The following is a 26,194-nucleotide window of genomic DNA, read 5'->3' on the forward strand; positions in this document are numbered from 1 at the left end:
CCGCTCATGCCCAAGTTCGAAACGCATCGTTTTGTAAAACACTCGCCGGACCGCATGTACGACCTCGTCGCCGATGTGGAGAAGTATCCGCAGTTCCTGCCCTTATGCGAAGCACTCACCGTACGCTCCCGCAAGGAGCGCGATGGCAAGACGCTGCTGGTGGCGGATATGACCGTGGGTTACAAGGCCATTCGCGAGACCTTCACCACGCAGGTTCTGCTCAATCCCGCGGAACGGGCCATCGACGTCAAATATATCGACGGGCCGTTCAAATATCTCGACAATCGCTGGCGTTTCGACGCCGCCGAGGGCGGCTCCAACGTGCATTTCTTCATCGAATACGAGTTCAAGAACCGCCTCTTGGGCGCAGTCATGGGGTCCATGTTCGACCGTGCCTTCCGCATGTTCGCAGAAGCTTTCGAGACCCGCGCCGACAAGATCTACACCAATCCCGCCTGACGGAGGGCGATCAGCATCTCGAGCGCCGTCCTGACCGTTGCAAGACGGATGTCCGTGCGGCCGATCTCGCCATAATGCATTTCCTGATGCAGGCTCCGGCCGTGACGGGCCTTGGCGGCCAGATGAACGAGACCCACCGGCTTTTCAGCGGATCCACCCCCCGGACCGGCAATGCCGGTAACGGCAACCGCGAAATCGGCGCGTGACCGGAACAGGGCGCCGTGCGCCATCTGCAGTGCGGTTTGCCGCGAGACCGCGCCAAAGCCCGTCAGCGTTTCAGCGCCAACGCCAAGCATGTCCATCTTGGCCTCGTTCGTATAGGTGACAAAACCGCGGTCGACCACCGCCGAGGAGCCCGAAATCTCCGTCAACGCACCCGCGATCAGGCCGCCCGTGCAGCTTTCCGCGGTCGAGACCATGAGACCGTCTGCTGCAAAATCAGCAATGATCTGCCGTGCGAGCCCTTCAATATCCGCTGGAAACAGGCTCATGGCGGTCTGCCCCTGTAAACGACCGTGGCGGTGGCGATTGCTGCAATCCCCTCCCTGCGACCAACGAAGCCGATGGTTTCATTGGTCGTCGCCTTCACCGAGCAACGCTCCAGCGAGATGCCGAGCATGTCGGAGAGCGCTTCCCGCATGGCCTGCCGATGCGGCCCGATGCGCGGCGCTTCGGCGATCAGCGAGACATCGGCATTCATGATCGTGCCGCCATTGTCGCGCACCACTTTCGCCGCGTGCTCCAGAAATATGCGGGAAGGAGCTCCTTTCCATTGCGGATCGGAAGGAGGGAAATGGTCACCGATGTCGCCGGCGCCGCAGGTCGCCAGCAAGGCATCCGTCAGCGCATGCAGCGCAACGTCCGCATCCGAATGACCTTTGAGCTTCTGATCATGCTCGATGAATATGCCGCACAGCGTCACGCCTTCGCCGGGCTCCAGCTGGTGTACGTCGTAGCCGTTCCCGGTGCGCACGTCCGGCATTGCATGAGAGAGCTTTTCATCGGCCATGGCGATATCCCGCTTGAGAGTGAGTTTCACATTATCGACCGAACCTTCGGTCAATGTTACTGCCAGACCCGCCCATTCGGCAATCGACGCGTCATCGGTAAAATCCGATTTTCCCGAGGCGGCAGCAGCGCGATGCGCGGCGAGGATGTCGTCATAGTCGAAACTCTGTGGGGTCTGTGCGGCATAAAGGCCCTGTCTCGAAACCGTGTCGGTGACACGATTGCCCGCGCCGCGTTTCAGCGTGTCAGTGACGGGCAGGGCGGGTAGAACACCGCCCGCTCCCTCCCGGTGCAGGGCGACAATACGTTCAAGCATATCGACGGAAACGAAAGGCCGCACCGCGTCGTGGATCATTACGTGGCTCAGGCCATGGCGGGAAAGCGCCTCCAGCCCGGCAAGAACAGACTGCTGCCGTGTCACGCCGCCAATAACCGTGGTGACGCGCTCCCCGGCATCAAGTCGCTGGAGAACCGGAGTGAGCAGCGCCGTATCGTCCGCATGGCGCACGACGACGATATGGGAAGCGTTCTTCCACTGGAGGAACGTCGACAGAGTGTGCTCGATCACAGCCTTGCCGCCGATCGGACGATATTGTTTCGGACCCTCCTCGGGAGAGCCGGCTCTTTCCCCGCGTCCCGCGGCCACGATGACGATGCCGAGTTTCATAGTACGTTCCTGCATTGGTCGTATGCTTTGCGTGCAACCCTTCGTGGTTGACAGTCATGCTCTAGCGTTTCAAAACCCGGATGGCCAGCCCGATAAGGCGGGCATCAGCCCCGCAAAGCGCAGGACATGACGTTGCTGCGCTTTCGAAGCTGCACAATTTGCCGCCGACAGCAAAACAGGCAGGCAGCCGCTCAGCAAATAAAAGGTGCAACCTTCTAAAAGTGCTTGGCAACTGCGCAAACACTGTCTAAAAATAATGCAAATAACCCTTCTGCATGAAAGATCATCATTTGGCCCTTCCGGAGTTGTCAGAACCGTTCAGCATCGGCTCAGTTACGATCCGTAATCGGGCTGTGCTGGCGCCCATGTCGGGCGTGACGGATCTGCCTTTCCGACAGCTCGCCTGGCGTTATGGAGCAGGCCTCGTGGTGACGGAAATGGTGGCAAGCCGGGAGCTTGTTGCCAATCGCGGGGAATCCTGGGCGCGGCTGAAAAATGTAGGCATGGTTCCGCACATGGTGCAGCTTGCGGGGCGCGAGGCGCATTTCATGGCCGAGGCGGCGAAGATCGCTGCTGGCAATGGCGCCGGTATCATCGATATCAATATGGGCTGTCCTGCCAAGAAGGTGACGGGCGGTTATTCCGGCTCGGCGCTGATGCGCGATCCCGATCACGCGCTTTCGCTGATCGAGGCGACTGTCAATGCGGTCGATGTGCCGGTGACCTTGAAGATGCGGCTCGGCTGGGATGAAAACAGCATTAACGCACCTGATATAGCTCGGCGCGCCGAAGCAGCAGGCGTTCGCCTTATTACCATTCACGGTCGCACCCGCATGCAGTTTTACGAGGGGCGGGCGGATTGGGATGCCATCCGCGCCGTGCGTGAGGTGATTTCCGTGCCGCTGATCGCCAATGGTGACATCGAGACGGCGGAAGATGCTCGCGAAATCCTGCGGCGGTCGGGTGCGGACGCCGTCATGGTCGGTCGCGGCGCGCAGGGGCAGCCGTGGTTGCCGGCGGTGCTCGCGGGGCATGCAGCGCCGCATCGAGAGGATATCCCCGCCATCGCCGTCGAACATTATGAGATGATGCTGGAATTTTACGGAAGGGAAGCCGGCCTCCGGCATGCCCGCAAACATCTCGGCTGGTATCTCGACCGTTTCGCGCCAGGTATCGCCACGACCGACAAGGCAAAAATCATGACATCGCGCGAGACGGGGGAGGTGGCAGACCTGCTGCGTTCCGCCCTTTGCGAAAATGCGGGCGAAGATGCCGCAAGGAAGGCCGCATGAGCGCTGATAAACACAGCCCTGCAGATGCGAACCCGCTCGCCATGGCGGTTCTGAACGCGGTGCAGAATCCCGTCATTCTGGTGGATGCCGAAGGTTTTATCGCCTTCGCCAACTGGGAAGCCGAAGCCTTTTTCGGCGCCAGCGCCTCCCACCTCGCGCGCTATAGGGTTTCCACTTTCATCCCCTTCGGCAGCCCGCTGCTTGCCCTGATCGATCAGGTGCGGGAGCGCCGCGCGCCGGTCAATGAATATCGCGTTGATCTGAGCTCGCCGCGTCTCGGCCAGGACAAGCTGGTCGATCTTTATGTCGCGCCCGTCGTCAGCGAGCCTGGATCGGTCGTCGTCGTCTTTCAGGAACGGTCTATGGCCGACAAGATCGACCGGCAGCTGACCCATCGCGCTGCTGCCCGTTCAGTCACCGGTCTTGCGTCCATGCTCGCGCATGAGATCAAGAACCCTCTGTCGGGCATTCGCGGCGCGGCCCAGCTTCTGGAGACCTCGGTTGCGGATGAGGACCGGGCGCTGACCCGGCTGATCTGCGACGAGACGGATCGCATCGTTTCGCTGGTCGACCGCATGGAGGTGTTTTCCGACGAGCGGCCGGTGGATCGCGTGCCGGTCAACATCCATTCGGTTCTCGATCATGTAAAGGCGATCGCCAAGGCCGGTTTCGCCCGTAACATCAAGATATCGGAAAATTACGACCCGTCGCTGCCGCCGGTCTACGCAAACCGCGACCAGCTGGTGCAGGTCTTCCTCAACCTGGTGAAGAATGCGGCCGAAGCGGTGGCCAATCAGTCGGATGGCGAGATCGTGCTGACGACCGCCTATCGTCCCGGGATCCGACTATCGGTTGCCGGCAGCCGGGAGCGCATCTCGCTTCCGCTGGAATTCTGCGTGCATGACAATGGCCCGGGCGTACCCGCCGATCTCTTGCCGCATCTTTTCGATCCGTTCATCACCACCAAGACGAATGGTTCGGGCCTCGGTCTAGCGCTTGTCGCCAAGCTGATCGGCGCCCATGGCGGCATTGTCGAATGCGACAGCCAGAACCACCGCACGACTTTCCGCGTATTGATGCCCGTCTCGCCGGAAGTGGCGCTCGACGACAGCACTTTGCCGAACACGACAGGGAATGACCAATGACAGCTACGATCCTCGTCGCCGATGATGATGCCGCAATCCGCACGGTGCTCAACCAGGCGCTGAGCCGCGCCGGTTATGACGTGCGCATCACCTCCAATGCTGCAACGCTCTGGCGCTGGGTTTCGGCAGGTGAGGGCGATCTTGTCGTCACGGACGTCGTCATGCCCGATGAGAACGCCTTCGACCTTCTGCCGCGCATCAAGAAAGCCCGTCCGGACCTTCCCGTTCTCGTCATGAGCGCTCAGAACACCTTCATGACCGCCATCAAGGCCTCGGAAAAGGGCGCCTACGATTACCTGCCCAAGCCCTTCGATCTGACAGAACTGATCGCCATCATCGGCCGCGCACTCTCCGAGCCGAAGCGCAAGCCGGCCAAGCTCGATGACGACATGCAGGACGGTATGCCGCTTGTGGGTCGTTCGGCGGCGATGCAGGAAATCTACCGTGTTCTTGCCCGCCTGATGCAGACCGACCTGACGCTGATGATCACGGGTGAATCCGGTACGGGTAAGGAACTGGTGGCGCGCGCGCTGCATGATTATGGCAAGCGCCGCAACGGTCCCTTCGTTGCCATCAACATGGCGGCCATCCCGCGCGATCTCATCGAATCCGAACTCTTCGGCCATGAAAAGGGTGCCTTTACCGGCGCTCAGAACCGCTCGACCGGCCGTTTCGAACAAGCTGAGGGCGGCACGCTCTTCCTCGATGAAATCGGTGACATGCCGATGGACGCCCAGACGCGCCTGCTGCGCGTATTGCAGCAGGGTGAATATACGACGGTCGGCGGACGCACGCCGATCCGTACAGATGTCCGTATCGTCGCGGCAACCAACAAGGATCTGAAGCAGTCGATCAATCAGGGCCTGTTCCGCGAGGACCTCTATTACCGCCTGAACGTGGTGCCGTTGCGCCTGCCACCCCTGCGTGACCGCGCCGAGGATATTCCCGATCTGGTGCGCCATTTCATCCAGACGGGCGAGAAGGAAGGCCTGGAAGGCAAGCGTTTCGAGACCGAAGCTCTTGAAGTCATGAAGGCCTATGCCTGGCCGGGCAACGTGCGCGAGCTGGAAAACCTGATCCGCCGACTGATGGCGCTTTATCCGCAGGAAGTCATCACCCGCGAGATCATCGAGCAGGAACTGCAATCGGATGTTCCCGACAGCCCGCTCGACAAGATGGCGGTCCGCACCGGTTCACTCACCATCTCGCAGGCTGTCGAGGAAAACATGCGGGACTATTTCGCCAGCTTCGGCGATGGCCTTCCGCCGCCCGGCCTTTATGACCGCGTGCTGCGCGAACTGGAGTATCCGCTGATTCTGGCTGCGTTGACTGCCACGCGCGGCAACCAGATCAAGGCTGCCGATCTTCTCGGTCTGAACCGAAATACCCTGCGCAAGAAAATCCGCGAGCTGGGTGTTTCCGTCTATCGCAGCTCCCGCCCCAGCTGAGAATGTTGACAAGGCCGCATTTGTCGTTGCATTTTCGCCACATTGTGTTGCTTGGAAAACACTAGGAAGGACAGAGATTCGCGGGACACGCGCGAACCTCGCCTGACTTCATGACTGTGGCGCTGGCTGGCCAGCGATTGGGAGTAGTGCATGCGGAAACCTGCCGCCGAAAACGCCGTTGCCGACGAAGCAGCGGGAATGGTGGTCGCCGATCGCAGGATGTCTTTCGCTCTGCCGGGGCTGGTGCTCGCCGGCGTGGCCCTCGTGTGCGCCATCATCACGCTTTTCGTGCTGCTGGGCGTCACGCCAATCGCGCCGACATCGAATGTGGTCATCGCTTCCGTCGTCATCAACTCGATTTTCGTGATCGGCCTGATCTTCCTGATCGGCCGCGAAATCAACCGGCTGCTGAAAGCGCGCAAAAAGGGCAGGGCGGCGGCGCGTCTGCACGTGCGCATTGTCGTCCTTTTCTCCATCGTGGCGATCACGCCCGCAGTGCTCGTCGCCATCTTCGCCAGCCTGACGCTGAATGTCGGTCTCGATCGCTGGTTTTCGCTGCGCACCCAGTCGATCGTCGATTCATCAAGTAATATCGCCCAGGCATACATGATGGAGAATGCCGGTTACCTCCAGGGGCAGACCCTGTCGATGGCGACCGACCTCGACCGCAACCGCGCTCTCTTTTATCTCGACCGCACCGGATTCGTTGATCTTATGACCCGCCAGGCGAAGGGGCGCGGCCTTCTTGGTGCGTTTCTCGTGCAGGAGGATGGCGACGCCGTCGCCCAGGCCGACATCAAGACGGAAAAGCCGCTTCCTGCGATACCGCATGACGCGCTCGAAAAGGCGGCCGCCGGCCAGCCGACGCTGATCCCGCCCGGTATTACCAACCTCGTAGGCGCCATCATCAAGCTCGAAGGCATCAGCGGCACATTCCTTTATACGGTGCGTGCGGTCGATCCCAAGGTGATGGGCGCGATGCGGCTGATGGAAGAGAACCGCGCCGAATACAAGGCCATGGAGGCAGGCCGCGCCCCGCTGCAGATCGCTTTCGCAATTCTCTATCTCGGTTTTGCGTTGATCGTGCTGCTCGCGGCAATCTGGACGGCCATTGCGGTGGCCGACCGTATCGTGCGGCCGATCCGCCTTCTCATCAGCGCCGCAGACAGTGTCGCCACCGGCAACATGCATGTTCTCGTTCCCGTTCGCGCCGTCGATGGCGACGTCGGACGCCTGTCCCGCACCTTCAACAAGATGGTGTCGGAACTGCGCAGCCAGCAGGAGCAGATCATCGAGGCCAAGGACGACATCGATGATCGCCGCCGTTTCATCGAGGCCGTGCTGTCAGGCGTGACCGCCGCGGTTATCGGCGTTGACGAAAACCGCAGGATAACCATCGTCAATCCGTCGGGCGAAGAGTTCCTCGCACAAACGTCGGAACAGCTCATTGGCGCACAACTCTCCGAGATCGCGCCTGAGATCGAACAGGTCGTCAACGAGGCCAACAGCTGGTCGCGCGGCAACTTCCGCAAGCAGATCAACATTATGCGGCGTGGCAAGGAACGAACGCTGAATGTACAGGTAACGCGCGAAGACGCCCGCGACAGCCGTGACAGCTACGTCATCACGCTCGACGACATCACCGATCTCGTCATCGCGCAACGCTCGACGGCGTGGTCGGATGTCGCGCGGCGTATCGCGCACGAAATCAAGAACCCGCTGACGCCGATCCAGCTTTCCGCCGAGCGCATCAAGCGCCGTTTCGGCAAGCAGATCGACGAAAGCGACCGCGCCGTCTTCGACCAGTGTACGGACACCATCGTCCGGCAGGTCGGCGATATCGGCCGCATGGTGGATGAATTCTCCGCTTTTGCGCGTATGCCGAAGCCAACGAAGGAAAAGTCGGACCTGAGGGCGATCCTGAAGGACGCAGCGTTTCTCCGGGAAATCAGCGCCGCTGACACCAAGTTCACGACGGAGCTGGGTGACACCCCGCTGGAGGGCATGTTCGATGCCCGCATGCTGGGGCAGGCCTTTGGCAACCTCATCAAGAACGCGACGGAAGCCATCGAAGCGGTGGAAGGCGAAAAGCGGCCGGGCAAGATCCTCGTTCGCGCGTCCTTCGACGAGGCCAACTCGCGTTTTGTGGCCGACATCATCGACAATGGCCGCGGTCTGCCGGTGGAAAATCGCCACCGCATTCTCGAACCCTATATGACGATGCGGGATAAGGGCACGGGCCTTGGCCTCGCCATCGTCAAGAAGATCATCGAAGAGCATGGCGGGTATCTGGAACTCCATGATGCCCCGCCGGAGTTCGATCATGGCCACGGCGCCATGATCAGAGTGCTGCTGCCCTATATCGAGGCGGTCGGCGGCGAAAATAACAAGGAAGCAGCATATGGCGTCTGATATTCTGGTCGTGGATGACGAGGCGGACATTCGCGAAATCGTGGCGGGCATTCTCTCCGATGAGGGGCATGAAACGCGTATGGCGTTCGACAGCGACAGCGCGCTGGCTGCCATTTCGGAACGCGTGCCGCGCCTGATCTTTCTCGACATCTGGATGCAGGGTTCGAAGCTCGACGGTCTGGCGCTGCTCGACGAGATCAAGAGCCGCCATCCCGAAATTCCGGTCGTGATGATCTCGGGTCACGGCAATATCGAAACCGCCGTCAACGCCATCAAGCGCGGCGCCTTCGACTTCATCGAAAAGCCGTTCAAGGCGGACCGTCTGATTCTCATTGCCGAACGCGCGCTGGAAAACTCCAAGCTGAAGCGCGAGGTTCAGGAGCTCAAGAAGCGCACGGGGGATGCGGTTGAACTTGTCGGTGCGTCACTTGCGGTATCGCAGCTGCGCCAGACCATCGACCGGGTCGCGCCCACCAACAGCCGAATCATGATTCTCGGCCCGTCAGGTTCCGGCAAGGAACTGGTGGCGCGGATGATCCACAAAAAGTCGTCTCGGGCGACAGGTCCCTTTGTTGCCCTTAACGCCGCGACGATCACGCCGGATCGCATGGAGATTGCACTCTTCGGCACCGAAGGCCTGCCTGGACAACCCCGGAAGGTGGGCGCACTGGAAGAAGCCCATCGTGGCGTTCTTTATCTCGACGAAGTGGGCGAGATGCCCCGCGAGACCCAGAACAAGATCCTCCGCGTGCTTGTCGACCAGCAATTCGAGCGTGTGGGCGGCGGCAAGCGCGTGAAGGTGGATGTGCGCATCATTTCGTCGACGGCCCATCACCTCGAAAGCCTGATCGCCGAGGGCCAGTTCCGTGAGGACCTCTACCACCGTCTCGCCGTCGTGCCGGTGAAGGTACCGGCGCTGTCCGAGCGACGTGAGGATATTCCCTTCCTCGTCGACATGTTCATGCGGCAGATTTCCGAACAGGCTGGCATCCGTCCGCGCAAGATCGGCGACGACGCAATGGCCGTTCTTCAGACCCATGACTGGCCGGGCAACATTCGACAGCTTCGCAACAATATCGAGCGGTTGATGATACTGGCGCGTCCCGAAGGCGGTGAAGCCCCGATCTCTGCTGACATGCTGCCGTCCGATATCGGCGACATGCTGCCGAAGATATCGGCTCAGGGCGATCAGCACATCATGACGCTGCCGTTGCGCGAAGCTCGCGAAATGTTCGAGCGAGACTATCTGGTGGCGCAGATCAACCGATTCGGGGGCAATATTTCGCGAACGGCGGAATTTGTCGGCATGGAACGCTCTGCACTGCATCGCAAACTGAAATCTCTCGGCGTATAAGGGGCCAGGGCTAGGTCGCCGTAACCGATTATCCGTCAGAGAGACAGCATGAGAGTCATCATTTGCGGCGCAGGGCAGGTGGGTTACGGCATCGCCGAACAATTGTCGCGCGAGGACAACGAAGTATCCGTCATCGATACCGCCGCGTCCTTGATAACCGCCATCACAGAGACGCTTGATGTCCGCGGTTACGTCGGCCATGGCGCGCACCCAGACATGCTGGCCAAGGCCGGAGCGGACCAGGCGGACATGATCATCGCCGTGACGCTGCATGACGAAATCAACATCGTCGCCTGCGAGGTTGCGCATGCCTTGTTCAGCGTGCCGACCAAGATTGCCCGCATCCGCGACCAGAGCTATCTTAAGCCTGAATATGCCGATCTCTTCAGCCGGGAAAACATGTCCATCGACGTGACGATCTCGCCGGAAGTTGAAGTCGGCAAGATGGTGCTGCGGCGCATCGCCTTTCCGGGCGCGACCGACGTGGTGCGTTTCGCGGACGACACGGTCTACATGCTGGCCATCGAATGTATGGAGGATTGCCCGGTCATCAATACGCCGTTGCAGCAACTCTCCAGCCTCTTTCCAGACCTCATCGCGACGGTTGTGGGTGTCTACCGGGATGGTTTCCTCAAGGTGGCGCATTCTTCCGAACAATTGCGGGTCGGCGACCTTGCCTACGTCATCTGCCAGCGGCAACACGCCCGCCGCACGCTCAGCCTGTTCGGTCACGAAGAGCAGGAGGCGCAGCGCATCGTTATTGCGGGCGCGGGCAATATCGGCCACTTCGTTGCAAGCAAGATCGAGGAGTTGCAGCCAAAGACGCGGGTGAAGATAATCGAAGCGGATCGCGACAGGGCAGTTGCCGCATCGGAACAGCTCAGCCACACCATCGTCATGCATGGTTCAGCGCTGGACCAGAAAATTCTCATGCAGGCCGACATTCAGGACGCGGACCTGATCGTCACCCTGACCAATAACGACCAGACCAATATCCTGGCTGCGGTCATGGCCAAGCAACTCGGCTGCAAGTCGAACCTCGCGCTTTTGAACAGTTCCTCCTTTCACGAGGTTGCCGACTCGCTCGGACTTGACGCCTATATCAATCCGAGGGCGGTCACCATTTCCCGCGTTCTCCAGCATGTGCGCAAGGGTCGTATTCGTTCCGTCTATGCCGTGCAGCGCGGTTCGGCAGAGGTGATCGAGGCGGAGGCGCTGGAAACGTCACCGCTCGTCGGTCAGTCCTTTCGTGACGTTGAAATGCCCGAAGGCGTCCGTATCGGCGCGATATATCGCGATGGCGTGGTCATCCGGCCGGACGGGAGCACCAAGATCAAGGCGAAAGACCGTGTCGTACTGTTCGCCTCCGCCGACGCGGTGCGGGACGTGGAACAGCTTTTCCGCGTTTCGATACAATATTTCTGACTGTTTCGACGGCAGAAAACGGGTCAATACTCGTACCCATTCGGCTGTTTTCGCCGTTGCCGAACAAGACACGATTTGATACCAGAGTTTGAGGTCGGCCAAACGGGGGACGAGATTTGGCCGGCTTATTATTGATTGATTATTTTCCGGTATCCCTGCCGGCAAAAAAGAAAGAAGCGGCGCCATGGCGGAACGTTCTCAAAACCTTCAAGATCTTTTCCTCAACACCGTACGCAAGAAAAAGATTTCACTGACGATCTTCCTGATCAACGGTGTGAAGCTCACGGGCGTGATAACGTCCTTCGATAATTTCTGCGTTCTGCTGCGCCGGGACGGTCATTCGCAGCTGGTTTACAAGCATGCGATCTCGACCATCATGCCCGGACAGCCGCTGGAACTCGAAATCGAAGAAGGTCCGGACCGCTCGCAGAATCTTCAGGATCTGTTCCTCAGCACGGTTCGCAAGAAGAACATTGCGCTGACGATCTTCCTGATCAACGGTGTCAAGCTCACGGGCGTGGTCACGGCTTTCGACAATTTCTGCGAGCTTCTGCGTCGCGACGATCACGCACAGCTTGTCTACAAGCACGCTATTTCGACCATCATGCCGGGTCAGCCGATGCAGATGTTCGAAAACGAAGAAGGCGCTGCACGCGAGGCGTCCTGACCTTCTCGTCTTAATGGAACCAGCCGCGCCGGGAACTTATTTGCCGCTGGGCGGTTGCTTCCTATTGACGTCCGCGCCGGCGCGGACGAATTCCAACCGTCTTTCCCGATGAGGACTGCCATTTCGACCCGCGACACCTCGAACGAATCGATCATTCCCGAGCAGGAAAAACACCGCGACGACATGCGCGCCGTGGTTCTTGTGCCGGTCCTGAAGCAGCGCGACACCCGCGACGCGGCTGCATTACCTGCCGCGGCTGGCCGCTCGGTCGAGGCGAAGCTTGAGGAAGCGAAGGGGCTAGCGCTCGCCATCGATCTCGAGGTGACCCAGGGGCTCATCGTCGCGGTCAACCAGCCACGCCCGGCGACATTGTTCGGCACCGGCAAGATCGAGGAAATCGGTCATCTTCTGGATGAAACCAATTCCGGCCTGGTCATTGTCGACCATCCGCTGACGCCGGTGCAGCAGCGCAATCTCGAAAAGCATTGGAATGCCAAGGTCATCGACCGAACGGGCCTGATCCTGGAAATCTTCGGGCGCCGAGCCTCCACCAAGGAGGGTACGCTGCAGGTCGATCTTGCGCATCTGAACTATCAGAAGGGTCGCCTCGTTCGAAGCTGGACACACCTTGAACGCCAGCGCGGTGGCGCGGGCTTCATGGGCGGCCCTGGTGAAACGCAGATCGAGGCTGACCGGCGCCTGCTTCAGGAACGCATCGTCAAGCTTGAGCGGGAACTGGAGCAGGTGGTGCGAACCCGCCAGCTTCATCGCGCCAAGCGCCGCAAGGTGCCGCATCCGATCGTGGCGCTGGTCGGGTATACCAATGCCGGCAAGTCGACGCTGTTCAACCGCATTACCGGTGCGGGCGTTCTGGCCGAGGACATGCTGTTCGCCACACTCGATCCGACATTGCGGCGCATGAAACTGCCGCACGGCCGCACGGTGATCCTGTCTGATACGGTCGGCTTCATTTCGGATCTGCCGACACATCTGGTCGCGGCTTTCCGTGCGACGCTGGAAGAAGTGCTGGAAGCCGATCTCATCCTGCATGTCCGCGATATGTCCGATCCGGACAATGCCGCGCAGTCGGCGGATGTGCTGCGTATTCTCGGCGATCTCGGCATTGACGAAAAGGAAGCCGAGCACCGTATCATCGAGGTCTGGAACAAGGTTGACCGCCTCGATCCGGAAGCCCACGACGCCATCATGCAAAGAGCCGAAGGCAGCGCCAATATTCGTGCTGTCTCTGCGATCACCGGCGAGGGCGTCGATGCCCTGATGGACGAGATTTCGAAACGCCTCTCCGGTGTCCTGACGGAGACGACCGTGGTCCTGTCCGTTGAACAATTGCCGCTGATTTCCTGGGTCTACAGCAATTCCATCGTCGACGGGCGGGAAGATCACGAGGATGGTTCGGTTGCCCTCGATGTTCGCCTGTCCGAAGCGCAGGCCGCAGAGCTGGAACGCAAGCTCGGGAAGACGACCACACGCGAGCGGGAGGACTGGGAACGCTGAGCGCTCCCGGCCGCCCCTTATTCCAAGTCATTATTCCGCGCAAAGCCGAGAGTTGACGTTTGCTGAAACGTCTTACGCCGCAGACCAGACCGCCAGTTCATATCCATCGGGATCGGTAAAATGGAACCGGCGTCCGCCGGGAAAGGCGAAGATTGCGACGGTTATCTCGCCACCCGCCGCCGCCACCTGCCGCTGGGCATCGTCGATATCAGCCGCATAGAGAATAACCAGCGGTCCACCCTTCGCGGAAACCGGCGCCGTGGTGGTAAAACCGCCGGTCAGGCGGCCGTCGGAAAATTCGCAATATTGCGGACCGTAATCCTTGAAAGACCAGCCGAAAGCGCCGCCGTAAAAGGCTTTGCTGCGCTCAATATCGCTCACGTTGAATTCGACATAGTCGATTCGCCGGTCGTTGCCATTTTCCGTCATCATTTACTCCATCACGTCTCTTCGAGCAGCGCCTTCAAGGCTTCGAGATCGGCTGTGACAGCCCTCGCATCCCCGTTGAAATCCTCGTCCGTCATCCCCTCAAGACGAAGCAGCGTGAAACTGACCTCGGCGCCACCGCCGTTCGGGGTCACCCTGAGCGCGTTATAGACCTTGAGGCCATCGGGCAAGGTGACGACGTGATCCACGACCCCGAATTCGTTTGCTGGCGCAAAATTCACCCTGACCTCGCCGAGTGGTCCGCCTTCGGCGATCCAGTCTTGGCCATCCGGCCTGAGGCCACCTGCCAGTCCGGCAGCCCAGCGAGCCATGTTGTTCGGATCGGAAACGAAGTCATAGACGTGACTCCACGGCTTCTCGATAGACAGATGAATGATTCTCGACTGCATGACAGACATTTCATCCTCCTCGTGCGGCACGCTCCTCTTGCTGCGCCACTTTGTCGTCACTTGATGCAAGTCAAGGATGTTTCACCGCAGAGATGGGAGAAAGCAAGGAGATAAAAACCGGACTCCTATCATGAACATCTATCGCGCCGGACAGGAACGCCCGCAGCAGCCCGTTGAAAGGCTGGACGCGGAGGCCGTCAATTCCGCAAAAACGCGCAAACCGCTTTACGAAGCACGCAGGAAAATTTTTCCCAAGCGCGCGGAAGGTCGGTTCCGGCGGTTCAAATGGCTTGTCATGCTCGTCACGCTCGGCATTTATTATCTCACGCCGTTCCTGCGTTGGGACCGTGGCCCCTATGCGCCCGATCAGGCAGTATTGATCGATATCGCCAATCGACGCTTTTATTTCTTTTTCATCGAAATCTGGCCGCAGGAATTTTTCTTCGTCGCGGGATTGCTGGTCATGGCGGGGTTGGGGCTGTTTCTCGTTACCTCCGCCGTGGGACGTGCATGGTGCGGTTACACCTGTCCCCAGACAGTGTGGGTGGACCTGTTTCTCGTCGTCGAACGGGCGATCGAGGGTGACCGAAATGCACGCATGAAGCTGGACGCCGCGCCCCTTACAGTCGGCAAATTCCGCAAGCGAGTGTTGAAGCACGCGATCTGGCTGGTGATTGGCGCCCTGACCGGCGGCGCCTGGATTTTCTACTTCGCCGATGCGCCGACGCTGGCGCGGGAATTCGTCACCGGCCAGGCGCCCATGATTGCCTATTCGACCGTCGCCATCCTCACCGCCACGACCTATGTCTTTGGCGGGTTGATGCGGGAACAGGTCTGCACCTACATGTGCCCTTGGCCACGCATTCAGGCGGCGATGCTGGATGAGAATTCGCTTGTCGTCACCTATAACGACTGGCGCGGCGAGCCACGCTCACGGCACGCCAAAAAGGCCGCCGCAGCGGGGGAGAGCGTCGGCGATTGCGTCGATTGCAACGCTTGCGTCGCGGTCTGTCCCATGGGCATCGACATCAGGGACGGGCAGCAGCTGGAATGCATCACCTGTGCGCTCTGCATCGATGCCTGCGACGGGGTGATGGACAAGATCGGCAAGCCGCGTGGCCTGATCGCCTATGCCACGCTTGCCGAGTATCAATCCAACATGGCGCTCGCGACCGGCAACGGTCAGCACGCAATCCGCCCAGCCAACGTGCGTGAGGAAGACGGCAAGTTCAGCAAGCGCGTGCGCCACTTCAACTGGCGCATCATCTTCCGTCCGCGCACGCTGCTTTATACTGCCATCTGGGCGGCTGTCGGCATCGGCATGCTGTCTGCGCTGGTGACGCGCGAGCGGCTGGCGCTCAATGTTCTGCACGACCGCAATCCGCAATATGTGCTGGAATCGAACGGATCCATCCGTAACGGCTACACCGTGCGCATCCTCAACATGGTGCCGCAGCCGCGCACAATGAGCCTGACCATCAATGGCCTTCCTGATGCCGTGATGAAGATAAACGGTATGCCCGATGCGGCCGCGCGTGCCTTTGAGGTGACGGTGGAGCCGGATGAAGCGACGACGCTGAAGGTCTTCGTCACCCGGCCGGGCGGGCGCGTCGCTCGGGCCGCGGAAAATTTCGAGTTTATCGTCAGCGATACGGGCGGCCATGAGACGGCCCGCTATGACGCTGTTTTCAACGCTCCGGGAGCGACAAAATGACCGTGAACAATCGTCACACGTCCGGTTTCACTTTTACCGGCTGGCATATGCTGGGCGTCATGCTGCTGTTTTTCGGCACCGTCATCACCGTCAACATGGTGATGGCCTGGAACGCGGTCAACAGCTGGAGCGGGCTTGTCGTGCCGAATACCTATGTGGCCAGCCAGCAGTTCAACGCGAAGGCGGAAGCAGCCAAGGCGAGGGCGGCGACCGGCATCAAGGGTAAACTTGCGGTGGACGAAAGGACGGTCCGCTACGAGGTCTTTCATCCCGATACCGGCCCGGTCGATACCGATCAGGTGATCGCGCATTTTCGCCGGCCCGTCGGGGAGCGCCAGAATTTCGACATGGAGCTGACCCCGGTTGCCAAAGGGGTCTTTACCGGCCCGCATGACATGCTGCCGGGTCAGTGGATCGTAGAAATTACAGCCGTCAAGAACGGCCGGATCATCGTGCACGAGGGTACGCGGATCGCCGTTGTCAGGGGGCGCCAATGAGCTGTTGTGCACCGGGGACGGAAGGATCGCTGCAGCTTGCCGATCCGGTCAATCCACCGTCGTCAGAGGAGCTGATGCTGGCAAGCCGTGATCTCGGGCAGGGTCTCCGCCAGACCGATCTCAGCGTGCCGGATGTTTATTGCGGCGCCTGCATTACCACCGTGGAGAGCGCGCTCGGCCGCTTGCCGCAGGTGGAGCGGGCGCGGTTGAACCTTTCGTCCAAGCGTGTTGCGATTGTCTGGAGACAAGAGGTCGAGGGTGTCAGGACTGATCCCGCCGACCTTGCCCGCGCCATTCTGGCGACGGGATACCGCACGCATCTTTTCGCCAGTGGTCAGGACGCTTCCGACGCGTTGCGTTCGCAGCTGATCAGGGCGGTTGCGCTATGCGGCTTTGCCTCGGCCAATATCATGCTTTTGTCCGTTTCCGTCTGGTCCGGGGCGGATGCGGCGACGCGCGACATGTTTCACTGGATTTCGGCGATGATCGCCGCCCCGGCGCTGATCTACGGTGGGCGTTTCTTTTATCAGTCGGCCTGGAGCGCGCTGAAACACGGCCGCACCAACATGGACGTGCCGATCGCACTGGCCATCACGCTGTCCTATGCCGTTTCGCTGTGGGAGACGATCCACCACGGTGAACATGCCTGGTTCGATGCGACGGTGTCGCTGCTGTTCTTCCTGCTGATCGGCCGCACGCTCGATCACATCATGCGCGACAAGGCTCGTTCGGCGATTGCCGGGCTCGCCCGGCTCTCGCCACGGGGCGCGACCGTCCTCGGTGAGAACGGAACACGCGAATACCGCCCGCTTGCTGATATCGAGCCGGGAATGTCGATTGCGATAGCGGCAGGAGACCGTGTGGCGGTGGACGCGGTGGTCGAGAGTGGCAGCAGCGATCTCGACATGTCGATCGTCAATGGTGAAAGCGCGCCACGGCGGGTTGCGGCGGGTGACAGCCTGCAGGCGGGTACGCTGAACCTTACCGGTTCGCTGGTGGCCCGGGTGACCGCCTCGGCCAGGGATTCATTCCTGTCGGAGGTCATCAGTCTGATGGAGGCGGCCGAAGGTGGGCGAGCGCGTTACCGCCGTATTGCCGACCGGGCCGCAAGCTATTATTCGCCCGTCGTCCATCTTCTGGCGCTTGTGTCGTTTCTCGGATGGGGCTTCTTCGGTGGCGACTGGAAACAGGCGATGCTGATCGCCATCGCGGTTCTCATCATCACCTGCCCCTGCGCGCTCGGCCTTGCCGTTCCCGTCGTGCAGGTGGTGGCCGCGGGAAGGCTTTTCCGGCACGGGATCATGGTCAAGGAAGGGTCGGCCATGGAGCGACTGGCGGAGATCGATACCGTACTGTTCGACAAGACCGGCACATTGACCATCGGCAGGCCGCGACTGGTCGAGACGGGCGAGGTGAAGCCCGCCACCATGGCAATTGCGGCAGGACTTGCTGCCCATTCCCGCCATCCCCTCTCAAAAGCTCTGCATGCCGCCTACAGCGGCCCTTTGCCGGCGTATGAGACGGTGCATGAAATCCCGGGTTCGGGCGTCGAGGCGAAGACTGATGTGGGAACCTATCGGCTCGGCAACCGCCGTTTCGCGTGCCCGGATGATGAGGGTGCCGACAACGGCAATGCGCGGTCGGAGGTGGTGTTGTCACTCGATGGCCGCCTTCTGGTGAGCTTCGGTTTCGATGACAATCCGCGCGCAGGTGCGGCTGCGGCATTGCGCAGCCTGTCGGTGCGGGGTTTGGCTCAGGAAATCGTTTCGGGTGACCGGGCAGCAGCTGTCAGCGCCATGGCCGACCGGCTGGGGATCGCCAACTGGAGCGCGGACCTGTCGCCGAAGGACAAGGCGGCGCGTTGCGCCTCGCTTGCCGGGGAAGGGCACAAAGTCCTGATGGTGGGAGACGGTATCAACGATGCGCCGGCGCTCGCCGCCGCACATGTTTCTGTGGCGCCCGCCACCGCGGCCGATATCGGCCGGCAGGCCGCCGATTTTGTTTTCATGCAGGAGGACCTCGATGCCGTGCCTTTCGCGATCGAGACATCGCAGCAGGCCGGAAAGCTCATCCGGCAGAACTTCGCGCTTGCCATCGGCTATAATATCATTGCTGTGCCGATCGCGATTGCTGGTTATGCGACGCCGATGATCGCGGCCATCGCCATGTCGACATCGTCGCTGATCGTCGTCGCCAACGCATTGCGCCTCGCCGGATCCGCCGGTCGTCGGAATGAACCAGAGACCGGGTTTGCGGGCGAGGGGGCGCAACTGGCATGAACATGCTGATCTATCTCATTCCCGTTGCGCTGCTATTAGGCGCACTCGGACTTTTTGCCTTCCTCTGGTCGGTGCGTTCGGGCCAGTATGAGGACATGGATGGGGCCGCCTGGCGGGCGCTGGACGATGGTGATAACCGGCCGCGATCCTCGATTTCGAATGGGCCATGACCTGCCGCAAATATGCAAAGCTGATTTGCGTCATCAAAATTTAATCGTTTCAGTCACGCCCAGCCTTGCCGTTTGGTGATTACAGTGCCACAACACGACCACCAAAAAGCAAGATGGAGGCACATCCGTGGAACAGGCAGAAATCGGTTTGATCGGTCTCGGCGTCATGGGCTCTAACCTGGCGCTCAACATCGCCGAAAAGGGCAACAAGATCGCCGTATTCAACCGAACCCCTGAAGCGACGAGAAAATTCTACGCTGAAGCCGGCGAGTTGCAGGGACAATTGATCCCTTGCGAAACCATCGAGGAATTCGTTGCCGCCATTCGTCCTCCGCGCCCGATCATCATCATGATCAAGGCTGGCGATCCGGTCGACCAGCAGATGGAAATCCTGAAGCCGCATCTTTCGAACGGCGACATCATGATCGACGCGGGCAATGCGAATTTCCGCGACACGATCCGCCGTTTCGACAATCTGAAGGACAGCGGCCTCACCTTTATCGGCATGGGCGTTTCGGGTGGCGAAGAGGGCGCGCGTCATGGACCGTCCATCATGGTTGGCGGCACCGAGGACAGCTGGAAGCGCGTCGAGAAAGTGCTCACCTCCATCTCGGCCAAATATAATGACGATCCGTGCGTGGCATGGCTCGGCAATGATGGTGCTGGCCACTTCGTCAAGACCATCCATAACGGTATCGAATATGCCGACATGCAGATGATCGCGGAAATCTACGGCATCCTGCGTGACGGTCTGAAGATGAGCGCTGCCGAAATCGCCGATGTGTTCGGTGAATGGAACAAGGGCCGTCTTAATTCCTACCTGATCGAAATCACCGAAAAGGTTCTGCGCGCCGCCGATCCGATCACCGGCAAACCGATGGTCGATCTGATCCTCGACAAGGCCGGCCAGAAGGGCACCGGCAAATGGTCCGTCATCGAGGCGCAGAACATGGGCGTCGCCGCAACCGCCATCGAAGCGGCCGTGGCTGCCCGTATTCTCTCCTCGCAGAAGGATGAGCGCGAAGCTGCCGAGAAGATCTTCGGCCTTCCGGCCCTTGCAGCCGCACCGGCCGACAGGAAGGCCTTCATCGCCGATCTGGAAAGCGCGCTTCTGGCCGCCAAGGTCGGTGCCTATGCGCAGGGCTTCGCCATCATGTCGGCCGCTTCGAAGGAGTTCAACTGGAACCTGCCGATGCCGACGATTGCCCGCATCTGGCGCGCCGGCTGCATCATCCGCTCGGAGTTCCTCGATGAGATCACCTCGGCCTTTACCAAGGATCCGCATGTGGCCAACCTCATCGTGACGCCGGCTTTCTCCGCCGTCGTCAAGGAAACCGATGCGCCGCTGCGCCGCGTCGTTTCTTACGCTGCCCTGTCGGGCCTGCCGGTTTCGGCGCTGGCTTCCGCCCTTGGCTATTTCGACGCCTATCGTCGCGGCCGCGGCAGCGCCAATCTCATCCAGGCGCAGCGCGACTTCTTCGGCGCGCATGGTTTCGAACGCACCGACGGCGTGGACAAGCCGCATGGCCCGTGGGGCAGCGGCGCCGATATTTTCTGATCGGCCATTGGATAAAGATAAAGGCCCGCGCAAGCGGGCCTTTTTCATTTCACCGGTGCTTGGAATTAGCGAGCGGCGGCAAGGCCGACGATCAGGCCGCTGACGGCATTGATGAGCAGGAACTGGTTGTCAACGCGCACCCAGCGCTGGTCGCGGCGCGGTTCGGCCAGGCGGTAACGGCGATAATCGCGACGATCGACGAAATGACGACGCTCTGCTGGCGAGAGGCGCTGACCACGATCCCAGCGGTGCTTCTTGACGATGACCTTTTTCGTGACATGACGCTCGACGGTGACGCCGCGGTGGCGATCATCGTGACGGCCCTGCGCCTGAGCCATCGGGGCCGCGAGAACGGTTGCAGCCAGAAGAATGGTGACGAACTTTTTCATGGAAGTTTCCTCTCGTGTTTCAATGAGAAGAACTTACGAATAAACGAATGAACGGAAACTGAATTTAAAATTACAATTATGTAATGGTTGTTAAGGCTTAGAGGCGGAAGTTAATCTTTTGTTTTGAAGTTTCTTGACGCGGTCGGACCGCCCGGAATAACCGGGCGGTCTCTCCTCGGTCAGACGCGTTCGGCAGATTTTGCCCAGAGGTTGATATCCGCGTCCTTGGCATAGCGGTCGATTTCAGCGAGTTCTTCGGTCGTGAAATCCGGTTTGTCCAGCGCTTTCACACAGTCTTCAACCTGCTCGACGCGGCTGGCGCCGATCAGCGCCGAGGTGATGCGACCGCCACGCAGCACCCAGGCGATGGCCATCTGCGCCAGTGTCTGGCCGCGGCGTTCGGCGATGCCGTTCAGCGCACGGATATTCTCGACATTACGTTCGTTGAGGAAAGCCGGGTTCAGCGACTTGCTCTGCGATGCGCGGCTGCCATCGGGCACGCCGCCGAGATATTTCGTCGTCAGCATGCCCTGCGCCAGCGGCGAGAAGACGATGGAGCCAATGCCTAGTTCCTCCAGCGTATCAACGAGACCATCTTCTTCAATCCAGCGGTTGATCATCGAATAGCTCGGCTGGTGGATGATGCAGGGCGTGCCGAGGTCCTTCAGGATGGCAGCTGCCTCGCGGGTGCGCTTCGAATTGTAGGAAGAGATGCCGACATAAAGCGCCTTGCCCGAACGCACGATCTGATCGAGCGCACCACAGGTTTCCTCAAGCGGCGTGTTGGGATCGAAACGGTGAGAATAGAAGATATCGACGTAATCCAGCCCCATGCGTTTCAGGCTCTGGTCGCAGGAGGCGATAAGATATTTGCGGCTGCCCCATTCGCCGTAAGGGCCTGGCCACATGTTGTAACCCGCCTTGGAGGAGATGATCATCTCGTCACGATAACCCCGGAAATCCGTCCTCAGGATTTCGCCGAAGGCGGTCTCGGCGCTGCCGGGCGGCGGGCCATAATTGTTGGCGAGGTCGAAATGGGTAATGCCGAGATCGAAGGCACGGCGGCAGATGGCCTGTTTCGTCTGATGCGGCGTATCGTTGCCGAAATTATGCCAGAGTCCCAGCGAGATCGCCGGCAGTTTCAGTCCGGTCTTTCCGCAATAATTGTATTTCATGGACGTGTAACGGTTTTCGGCCGGTTGCCAAACCATGGGTCTTCCTCCACTTGCTGATGATCGGCTGCCGAAGAACCCGGCAACCATTTGAACTGATGAGGGCAGGCCGCGACGCCTGTCTTCCCGAACAGGATGGTTATGCCTTTCTCCGCGTCGTTTCAATGCGGGGACTGGCAGCCATGAAGATCGAAGACACGGAAGTGCGGCTGTCCGCCGCCCGCTTTCGGGGTGAAGATGATACGCCGCGTTTCGCCGGCGGCGAGATCGAAAAGGTTGTCGGAATAACGCCCGGGCTGATCTGCCTCCAGCATGACGAAGAGCGCAAGCCCGCTTGCGGTGACATCTATTTCGAACTGCCCGTTTTTCAGTGAGCTGGTGGTGAATGTCAGACCGGCGGGCAGAAGTTCCAGCGCTTTATAGGTGTCGCGCACATGGTGGCCTTCCCCGGTCATGCCGTTGGAGGCGATGAAGCTCCAGGCAAGGATGGTGCCGTCAGGCAGGCTGCTCATGTCGATGTCGGTCAGCGTAGCGGCCTTGTCGGTCGTGCAGGTGCCGTTGGCGGATTTCAACGGCACTCGGTTGCCGTCCATAGTCAGGGCAACGATATTCATGTCGATCTCGACGTCTTCCGCCGTGTCGTTCACCATGGAGAAGTTTATTCGGCGTCCATCCTCCGCAGGGATAGCCGAAACCGTTACTGGCTGGAAGAAGCGGCGGGCGGCATAATGCAGCGCCTTCCAGCCGCCGCCATAATCGAGGCTTGACCACGAGGCGACCGGCCAGGTGTCGTTCAGCTGCCAGTATAGCGTTCCCATGCAATGCGGCTTCAGCGAGCGCCAGTAATCGACGGCCGTGCGGATAGCCAATGCCTGCTGGACCTGGCTCAGATAAACGAAATTCTCGAAGTCCTTTGGGAAGCGGAAGTAGCGGAACATCGTACCGGCGATCCGCTCGTTGCCGCCGGCATTTTTCTGGTGCAGTTCGATGACGGGGGAGGCGATGTTCATGTCCTTGTCTTCCGCATAGGTGCGGATGACCGGCATGGAGGTGTAGGACTGGAAACCGAATTCCGAGCAGAAACGCGGCTTCACCGAACGGTAATTGTCGAATGACTTGTTCTCGTGCCACACGGACCAGTAATGCATGTCGCCGGAACCATCCGCGTGCCAGGCATCGCCATAATCGAGATAACCGGAGGCGGGGCTTGATGGCCACCACAGGGCTTCGGGAGCGGCCTTTTTCAGGGCCTTTTCAATGGTGCGGTTCAGTCGGTCATAAGCCACAAGGTATCGGTCGCGATTGTTGCGGGACTCATCGAACCAGGTCAGTGCACCCACCAGCTCGTTATCGCCGCACCAGAGCGCGATGGAAGGATGCGAGGAGAGGCGTTTCACCTGATAATCAACCTCGTGTTCGACATTATCGAGAAAGTCCTCGCTGCAGGGATAAAGATTGCAGGCGAACATGAAGTCCTGCCACACCAGCAGGCCAAGATGGTCGCAGAGATCGTAGAACCAGTCTTCCTCATAAAATCCGCCGCCCCAGACCCGGATCATGTTCATGTTAGCCTCGACCGCGGAGCAGAGGAGGTCTTCGGTCTTTTCCCGGCTGGTGAGCGAATAGAGCGCATCTGCGGGAATCCAGTTGGCACCGCGGCAGAAGATTTCCCGGCCGTTGATGCGGAACGCGAAGCGGCTGCCAGCCTCATCCTTATCGGTCAGAAGCTCGATGGTCCTGAAGCCGATCTGCCGGGTCACAGTCTCATCGGGCAGCTCAACCATCAGCGTGTAGAGCGTCTGCTCGCCACTGCCGGCCGGCCACCAGAGCTCCGGATTTTCCACGAAGAAGACGTGACGCACCACGGTTTCGCCTGCGCCGACGCCGCAATCGAGCCTCAGCCTTTCATCGTTGAGAGACAGATAAACCGGCAGGCTTGCCGGTCCCTCGGCAAAGAGGGTGACGGCGACATGCAGCTCGACGCCGCCGTCGATATGGCGCTGTGAGGTAACGACATGCTCGATCCGGGCCGTATCGAGCCGTTTCAGCAGGATTTTGCCGTAAAGCCCGAGTGGCGCGATCGCGATGTTCCAGTCCCAGCCGAAATGGCATTGCGGCTTGCGCAGCATATTGCCATTGGCGATGGGCGAATTCCCCGGGTGATAGGGTATATAAAACGGCTGGCGCGCCTGCCGCTCCGCCCCGGCGGTTATATTGGAGTGGAAATGGATGCGAATGGTGTTTTCACCGGGGCGCACTGCACGGGAAATGTCAGGGCGGTAGCGACGGAAGCAATTGTCCGCGCTGAGCACCGGAACGTCGTTCACGAAGACAATCGCGACGGTGTCGAGATAGTCGATGTCGAGATACCAGCTTGCGTCCGCCTCATCGAGGATGAACGTTCGCTCAAGAACCCAGTCCTGTTGGGCCACCCATTGCACGGCCTTTTCATTGGCTCCGTGGTAGGGTTCTGGAATGATGCCCGCATCTTTGAGTGCCGTATGGATATCCCCAGGGACGGTAAGCTCGGTCGTATGATCTCTGTCCACTGATGTCAGACGCCAGAGCCCTGCCAGATCGATGACGGTTTCGGGCGTGGAGGAAGAAATCATGACGGAACCCTGCATTTATGAATTCAAATAAGAAAGCCGGCATTGTGATGCAGGCTTGTGTCAGAATCTGGGGAGGATGGACGCCGCAAGTGGCTAACCGCCCGCTTGCTCGGTCTCATGATACCCTCCCTTCGGCAACGTTACCGTAAAACCTCCATTCCGTCATGTCTTTCAGGTACAACATATGTCAGGAAAAATTTCTGGAACGGAGCATCAATCGCGGCCGGATGGATCGGTCTAAAGGTTATTTTATTTTTCGATATTATATCAATAAGTTATTATAATTTTTCAATGTTTATGATTAAATCATATATTGGCTACGCAGCCATCACGGGCGGGCGAGAGAAAAGCGCAGTAAGAACCGGACATTTTTTCGAGCTACATCGTTATAGCCCAAACAGGGGCTCCCGCGCGGAAAGCGGATCCCGGTTGAGGACCTTTGCCTTTGCAACGACGTAAAAGCTATCTATGATCACCGTTCGGTCAAGCATGGCGAAATGACATGAACGATACTGGTAAATCCGGCGGGAGCGAAGCGCCCGTGACGACGGGCGAGCGCCCGACCCTGAAGACCATCGCTTACATGACGGGCCTCGGCATCACCACCGTTTCGCGCGCTCTCAAGGATGCGCCTGATATCGGCGCGGAGACCAAGGAGCGCGTGCGGCTGATTGCCCGCCAGATCGGCTATCAGCCAAACCGCGCCGGCGTGCGCCTTCGCACCGGCAAGACCAATGTGATTGCCCTCGTTCTCAGCGTCGATGAAGAGCTGATGGGTTTTACCAGCCAGATGGTGTTCGGCATCACCGAGGTTCTGTCCTCGACCCAATATCATCTGGTCGTAACGCCCCATATCCACGCCAAGGATTCCATGGTGCCGATCCGCTACATTCTCGAAACGGGATCGGCGGATGGCGTCATCATTTCGAAGATCGAACCTAACGATCCGCGAGTCCGTTTCATGACGGAGCGCAAGATGCCCTTCGTCACCCATGGACGTTCGGACATGGGCATCGACCATGCCTTTCATGATTTTGACAATGAAGCCTACGCCTACGAAGCGGTCGAGCGATTGGCTCAATGCGGACGCAGGAAGATCGCCGTCATCGTGCCGCCGTCACGTTTTTCGTTTCACGACCACGCTCGCAAGGGGTTTAATCGGGCAATCAGGGATTTCGGCCTTACCGAATTTCCGTTGGACACCGTTACAATCGAAACGCCGCTGGAAAAAATCCGCGATTTCGGTCAGAGGCTCATGCAGTCCGATGATCGTCCCGATGGCATCGTTTCGATCAGTGGCAGCAGCACCATAGCGCTGGTGGCCGGGTTCGAGGCCGCGGGCGTGAAAATCGGAAAGGACATCGACATCGTCTCGAAACAGTCCGCCGAATTCCTGAACTGGATCAAGCCGCAGATCCATACCGTCAATGAGGATATCAAACTGGCGGGCAGGGAGCTTGCGAAAGCCCTTTTGGCCCGCATCAACGGCGCGCCCGCGGAAACTCTGCAGAGTATCAGCCGCCCGGTCTGGTCCTCCATGGCGCCGAAGCCTTAAGGCACACGCAAGACCGAGCC

The 26,194-nt window shown here is 59.8% G+C and carries 22 protein-coding genes and 1 pseudogene; 16 read left to right on the forward strand and 7 right to left on the reverse strand.

The genetic code is table 11. The annotated features are described in order from the left end of the window. Window positions 1-6 precede the first annotated feature (6 nt). Window positions 7-459 carry a type II toxin-antitoxin system RatA family toxin gene (locus FHW77_RS12705; RefSeq protein WP_004441633.1) on the forward strand — a complete coding sequence of 151 codons (453 nt, stop codon included), beginning with the start codon at window positions 7-9 and terminating at the stop codon, window positions 457-459. Here FHW77_RS12705 and FHW77_RS12710 read toward each other — a convergent pair. After that, window positions 441-950, reverse strand: coding sequence for a CinA family protein (locus FHW77_RS12710; protein WP_004441636.1), 510 nt, complete (start codon window positions 948-950; stop codon window positions 441-443). The genes FHW77_RS12705 and FHW77_RS12710 overlap by 19 nt on opposite strands. Then, window positions 947-2,134 carry a bifunctional 2-C-methyl-D-erythritol 4-phosphate cytidylyltransferase/2-C-methyl-D-erythritol 2,4-cyclodiphosphate synthase gene (locus FHW77_RS12715; RefSeq protein WP_004441640.1) on the reverse strand — a complete coding sequence of 396 codons (1,188 nt, stop codon included), beginning with the start codon at window positions 2,132-2,134 and terminating at the stop codon, window positions 947-949. The genes FHW77_RS12710 and FHW77_RS12715 overlap by 4 nt, the downstream gene beginning before the upstream one ends. Window positions 2,135-2,409: 275 nt before the next feature. Here FHW77_RS12715 and dusB point away from each other — a divergent pair, with 275 nt between their 5' ends. From dusB to hflX, 9 genes and pseudogenes are all read left to right on the forward strand, one after another. Continuing rightward, the gene (dusB, locus tag FHW77_RS12720; protein WP_004441643.1) at window positions 2,410-3,426 is read left to right on the forward strand and encodes a tRNA dihydrouridine synthase DusB; all 1,017 of its coding nucleotides are present in this window, start codon (window positions 2,410-2,412) and stop codon (window positions 3,424-3,426) included. Next, window positions 3,423-4,571 (forward strand): two-component system sensor histidine kinase NtrB, encoded by a 1,149-nt coding sequence (locus FHW77_RS12725; RefSeq protein ID WP_004441645.1) that lies wholly within the window; start codon window positions 3,423-3,425, stop codon window positions 4,569-4,571. Before dusB ends, FHW77_RS12725 begins: the two co-directional genes overlap by 4 nt. Continuing rightward, the gene (ntrC, locus tag FHW77_RS12730) at window positions 4,568-6,019 is read left to right on the forward strand and encodes a nitrogen regulation protein NR(I) (protein ID WP_004441656.1); all 1,452 of its coding nucleotides are present in this window, start codon (window positions 4,568-4,570) and stop codon (window positions 6,017-6,019) included. Before FHW77_RS12725 ends, ntrC begins: the two co-directional genes overlap by 4 nt. A gap of 150 nt (window positions 6,020-6,169) precedes the next feature. After that, a complete protein-coding gene (locus FHW77_RS12735) occupies window positions 6,170-8,431 on the forward strand; it encodes a sensor histidine kinase NtrY-like (RefSeq protein WP_004441659.1) in 2,262 nt (753 codons plus the stop codon). Further along, complete coding sequence (gene ntrX, locus FHW77_RS12740; protein ID WP_004441661.1) at window positions 8,421-9,785, forward strand: nitrogen assimilation response regulator NtrX; 1,365 nt, start codon at window positions 8,421-8,423, stop codon at window positions 9,783-9,785. The genes FHW77_RS12735 and ntrX overlap by 11 nt, the downstream gene beginning before the upstream one ends. A 48-nt stretch (window positions 9,786-9,833) precedes the next feature. Beyond that, complete coding sequence (gene trkA, locus FHW77_RS12745) at window positions 9,834-11,210, forward strand: Trk system potassium transporter TrkA (protein WP_004441664.1); 1,377 nt, start codon at window positions 9,834-9,836, stop codon at window positions 11,208-11,210. A 184-nt stretch (window positions 11,211-11,394) separates the two neighbouring features. Next, window positions 11,395-11,610 (forward strand): annotated as a pseudogene (gene hfq / locus FHW77_RS26715) (RNA chaperone Hfq); the annotation flags it as partial. After that, complete coding sequence (hfq, locus tag FHW77_RS26580; protein ID WP_197483846.1) at window positions 11,587-11,877, forward strand: RNA chaperone Hfq; 291 nt, start codon at window positions 11,587-11,589, stop codon at window positions 11,875-11,877. The pseudogene hfq (FHW77_RS26715) and the gene hfq (FHW77_RS26580), both read left to right, overlap by 24 nt. A 108-nt stretch (window positions 11,878-11,985) precedes the next feature. Beyond that, a complete protein-coding gene (gene hflX, locus FHW77_RS12755; RefSeq protein WP_004441669.1) occupies window positions 11,986-13,392 on the forward strand; it encodes a GTPase HflX in 1,407 nt (468 codons plus the stop codon). Between the two features lie 72 nt (window positions 13,393-13,464). On the opposite strand, the gene FHW77_RS12760 is transcribed toward hflX, so the two are convergent. Beyond that, complete coding sequence (locus FHW77_RS12760; protein ID WP_004441672.1) at window positions 13,465-13,821, reverse strand: VOC family protein; 357 nt, start codon at window positions 13,819-13,821, stop codon at window positions 13,465-13,467. A gap of 11 nt (window positions 13,822-13,832) precedes the next feature. Next, window positions 13,833-14,237, reverse strand: coding sequence for an SRPBCC family protein (locus FHW77_RS12765; RefSeq protein WP_004441675.1), 405 nt, complete (start codon window positions 14,235-14,237; stop codon window positions 13,833-13,835). 121 nt (window positions 14,238-14,358) lie between these two features. On the opposite strand from FHW77_RS12765, the gene ccoG reads away from it, so the two are divergent. The 5 genes from ccoG (at window position 14,359) to gnd (ending at window position 20,446) form a co-directional block, all read left to right on the forward strand. Next, window positions 14,359-15,942, forward strand: coding sequence for a cytochrome c oxidase accessory protein CcoG (ccoG, locus tag FHW77_RS12770; RefSeq protein ID WP_004441679.1), 1,584 nt, complete (start codon window positions 14,359-14,361; stop codon window positions 15,940-15,942). Beyond that, window positions 15,939-16,439, forward strand: a complete 501-nt coding sequence (locus tag FHW77_RS12775; protein ID WP_004441680.1) for a FixH family protein — start codon at window positions 15,939-15,941, stop codon at window positions 16,437-16,439. The genes ccoG and FHW77_RS12775 overlap by 4 nt, the downstream gene beginning before the upstream one ends. Then, entirely contained in the window at window positions 16,436-18,718 is a 2,283-nt protein-coding gene (locus FHW77_RS12780; protein ID WP_004441681.1) for a cation-translocating P-type ATPase, read from the forward strand. Before FHW77_RS12775 ends, FHW77_RS12780 begins: the two co-directional genes overlap by 4 nt. After that, window positions 18,715-18,888, forward strand: a complete 174-nt coding sequence (gene ccoS / locus FHW77_RS12785) for a cbb3-type cytochrome oxidase assembly protein CcoS (RefSeq protein ID WP_004441684.1) — start codon at window positions 18,715-18,717, stop codon at window positions 18,886-18,888. The genes FHW77_RS12780 and ccoS overlap by 4 nt, the downstream gene beginning before the upstream one ends. Before the next feature lie 127 nt (window positions 18,889-19,015). Further along, entirely contained in the window at window positions 19,016-20,446 is a 1,431-nt protein-coding gene (gene gnd, locus FHW77_RS12790) for an NADP-dependent phosphogluconate dehydrogenase (protein ID WP_004441685.1), read from the forward strand. 65 nt (window positions 20,447-20,511) lie between these two features. On the opposite strand, the gene FHW77_RS12795 is transcribed toward gnd, so the two are convergent. The 3 genes from FHW77_RS12795 to FHW77_RS12805 all read right to left on the reverse strand — a co-directional run bounded on the left by FHW77_RS12795 (window position 20,512) and on the right by FHW77_RS12805 (window position 24,634). Continuing rightward, window positions 20,512-20,835, reverse strand: coding sequence for an RcnB family protein (locus FHW77_RS12795; RefSeq protein ID WP_004441687.1), 324 nt, complete (start codon window positions 20,833-20,835; stop codon window positions 20,512-20,514). Between the two features lie 179 nt (window positions 20,836-21,014). After that, window positions 21,015-22,046, reverse strand: coding sequence for an L-glyceraldehyde 3-phosphate reductase (gene mgrA / locus FHW77_RS12800; RefSeq protein WP_004441690.1), 1,032 nt, complete (start codon window positions 22,044-22,046; stop codon window positions 21,015-21,017). A 122-nt stretch (window positions 22,047-22,168) separates the two neighbouring features. Further along, window positions 22,169-24,634 (reverse strand): beta-mannosidase, encoded by a 2,466-nt coding sequence (locus FHW77_RS12805; RefSeq protein ID WP_044460050.1) that lies wholly within the window; start codon window positions 24,632-24,634, stop codon window positions 22,169-22,171. A 487-nt stretch (window positions 24,635-25,121) separates the two neighbouring features. On the opposite strand from FHW77_RS12805, the gene FHW77_RS12810 reads away from it, so the two are divergent. Next, entirely contained in the window at window positions 25,122-26,174 is a 1,053-nt protein-coding gene (locus FHW77_RS12810; protein WP_034495714.1) for a LacI family transcriptional regulator, read from the forward strand. Window positions 26,175-26,194: the final 20 nt, after the last annotated feature.

The organism is Agrobacterium sp. RC10-4-1 (assembly GCF_014138475.1).
Taxonomy (GTDB): Bacteria; Pseudomonadota; Alphaproteobacteria; order Rhizobiales; family Rhizobiaceae; genus Agrobacterium; species Agrobacterium pusense.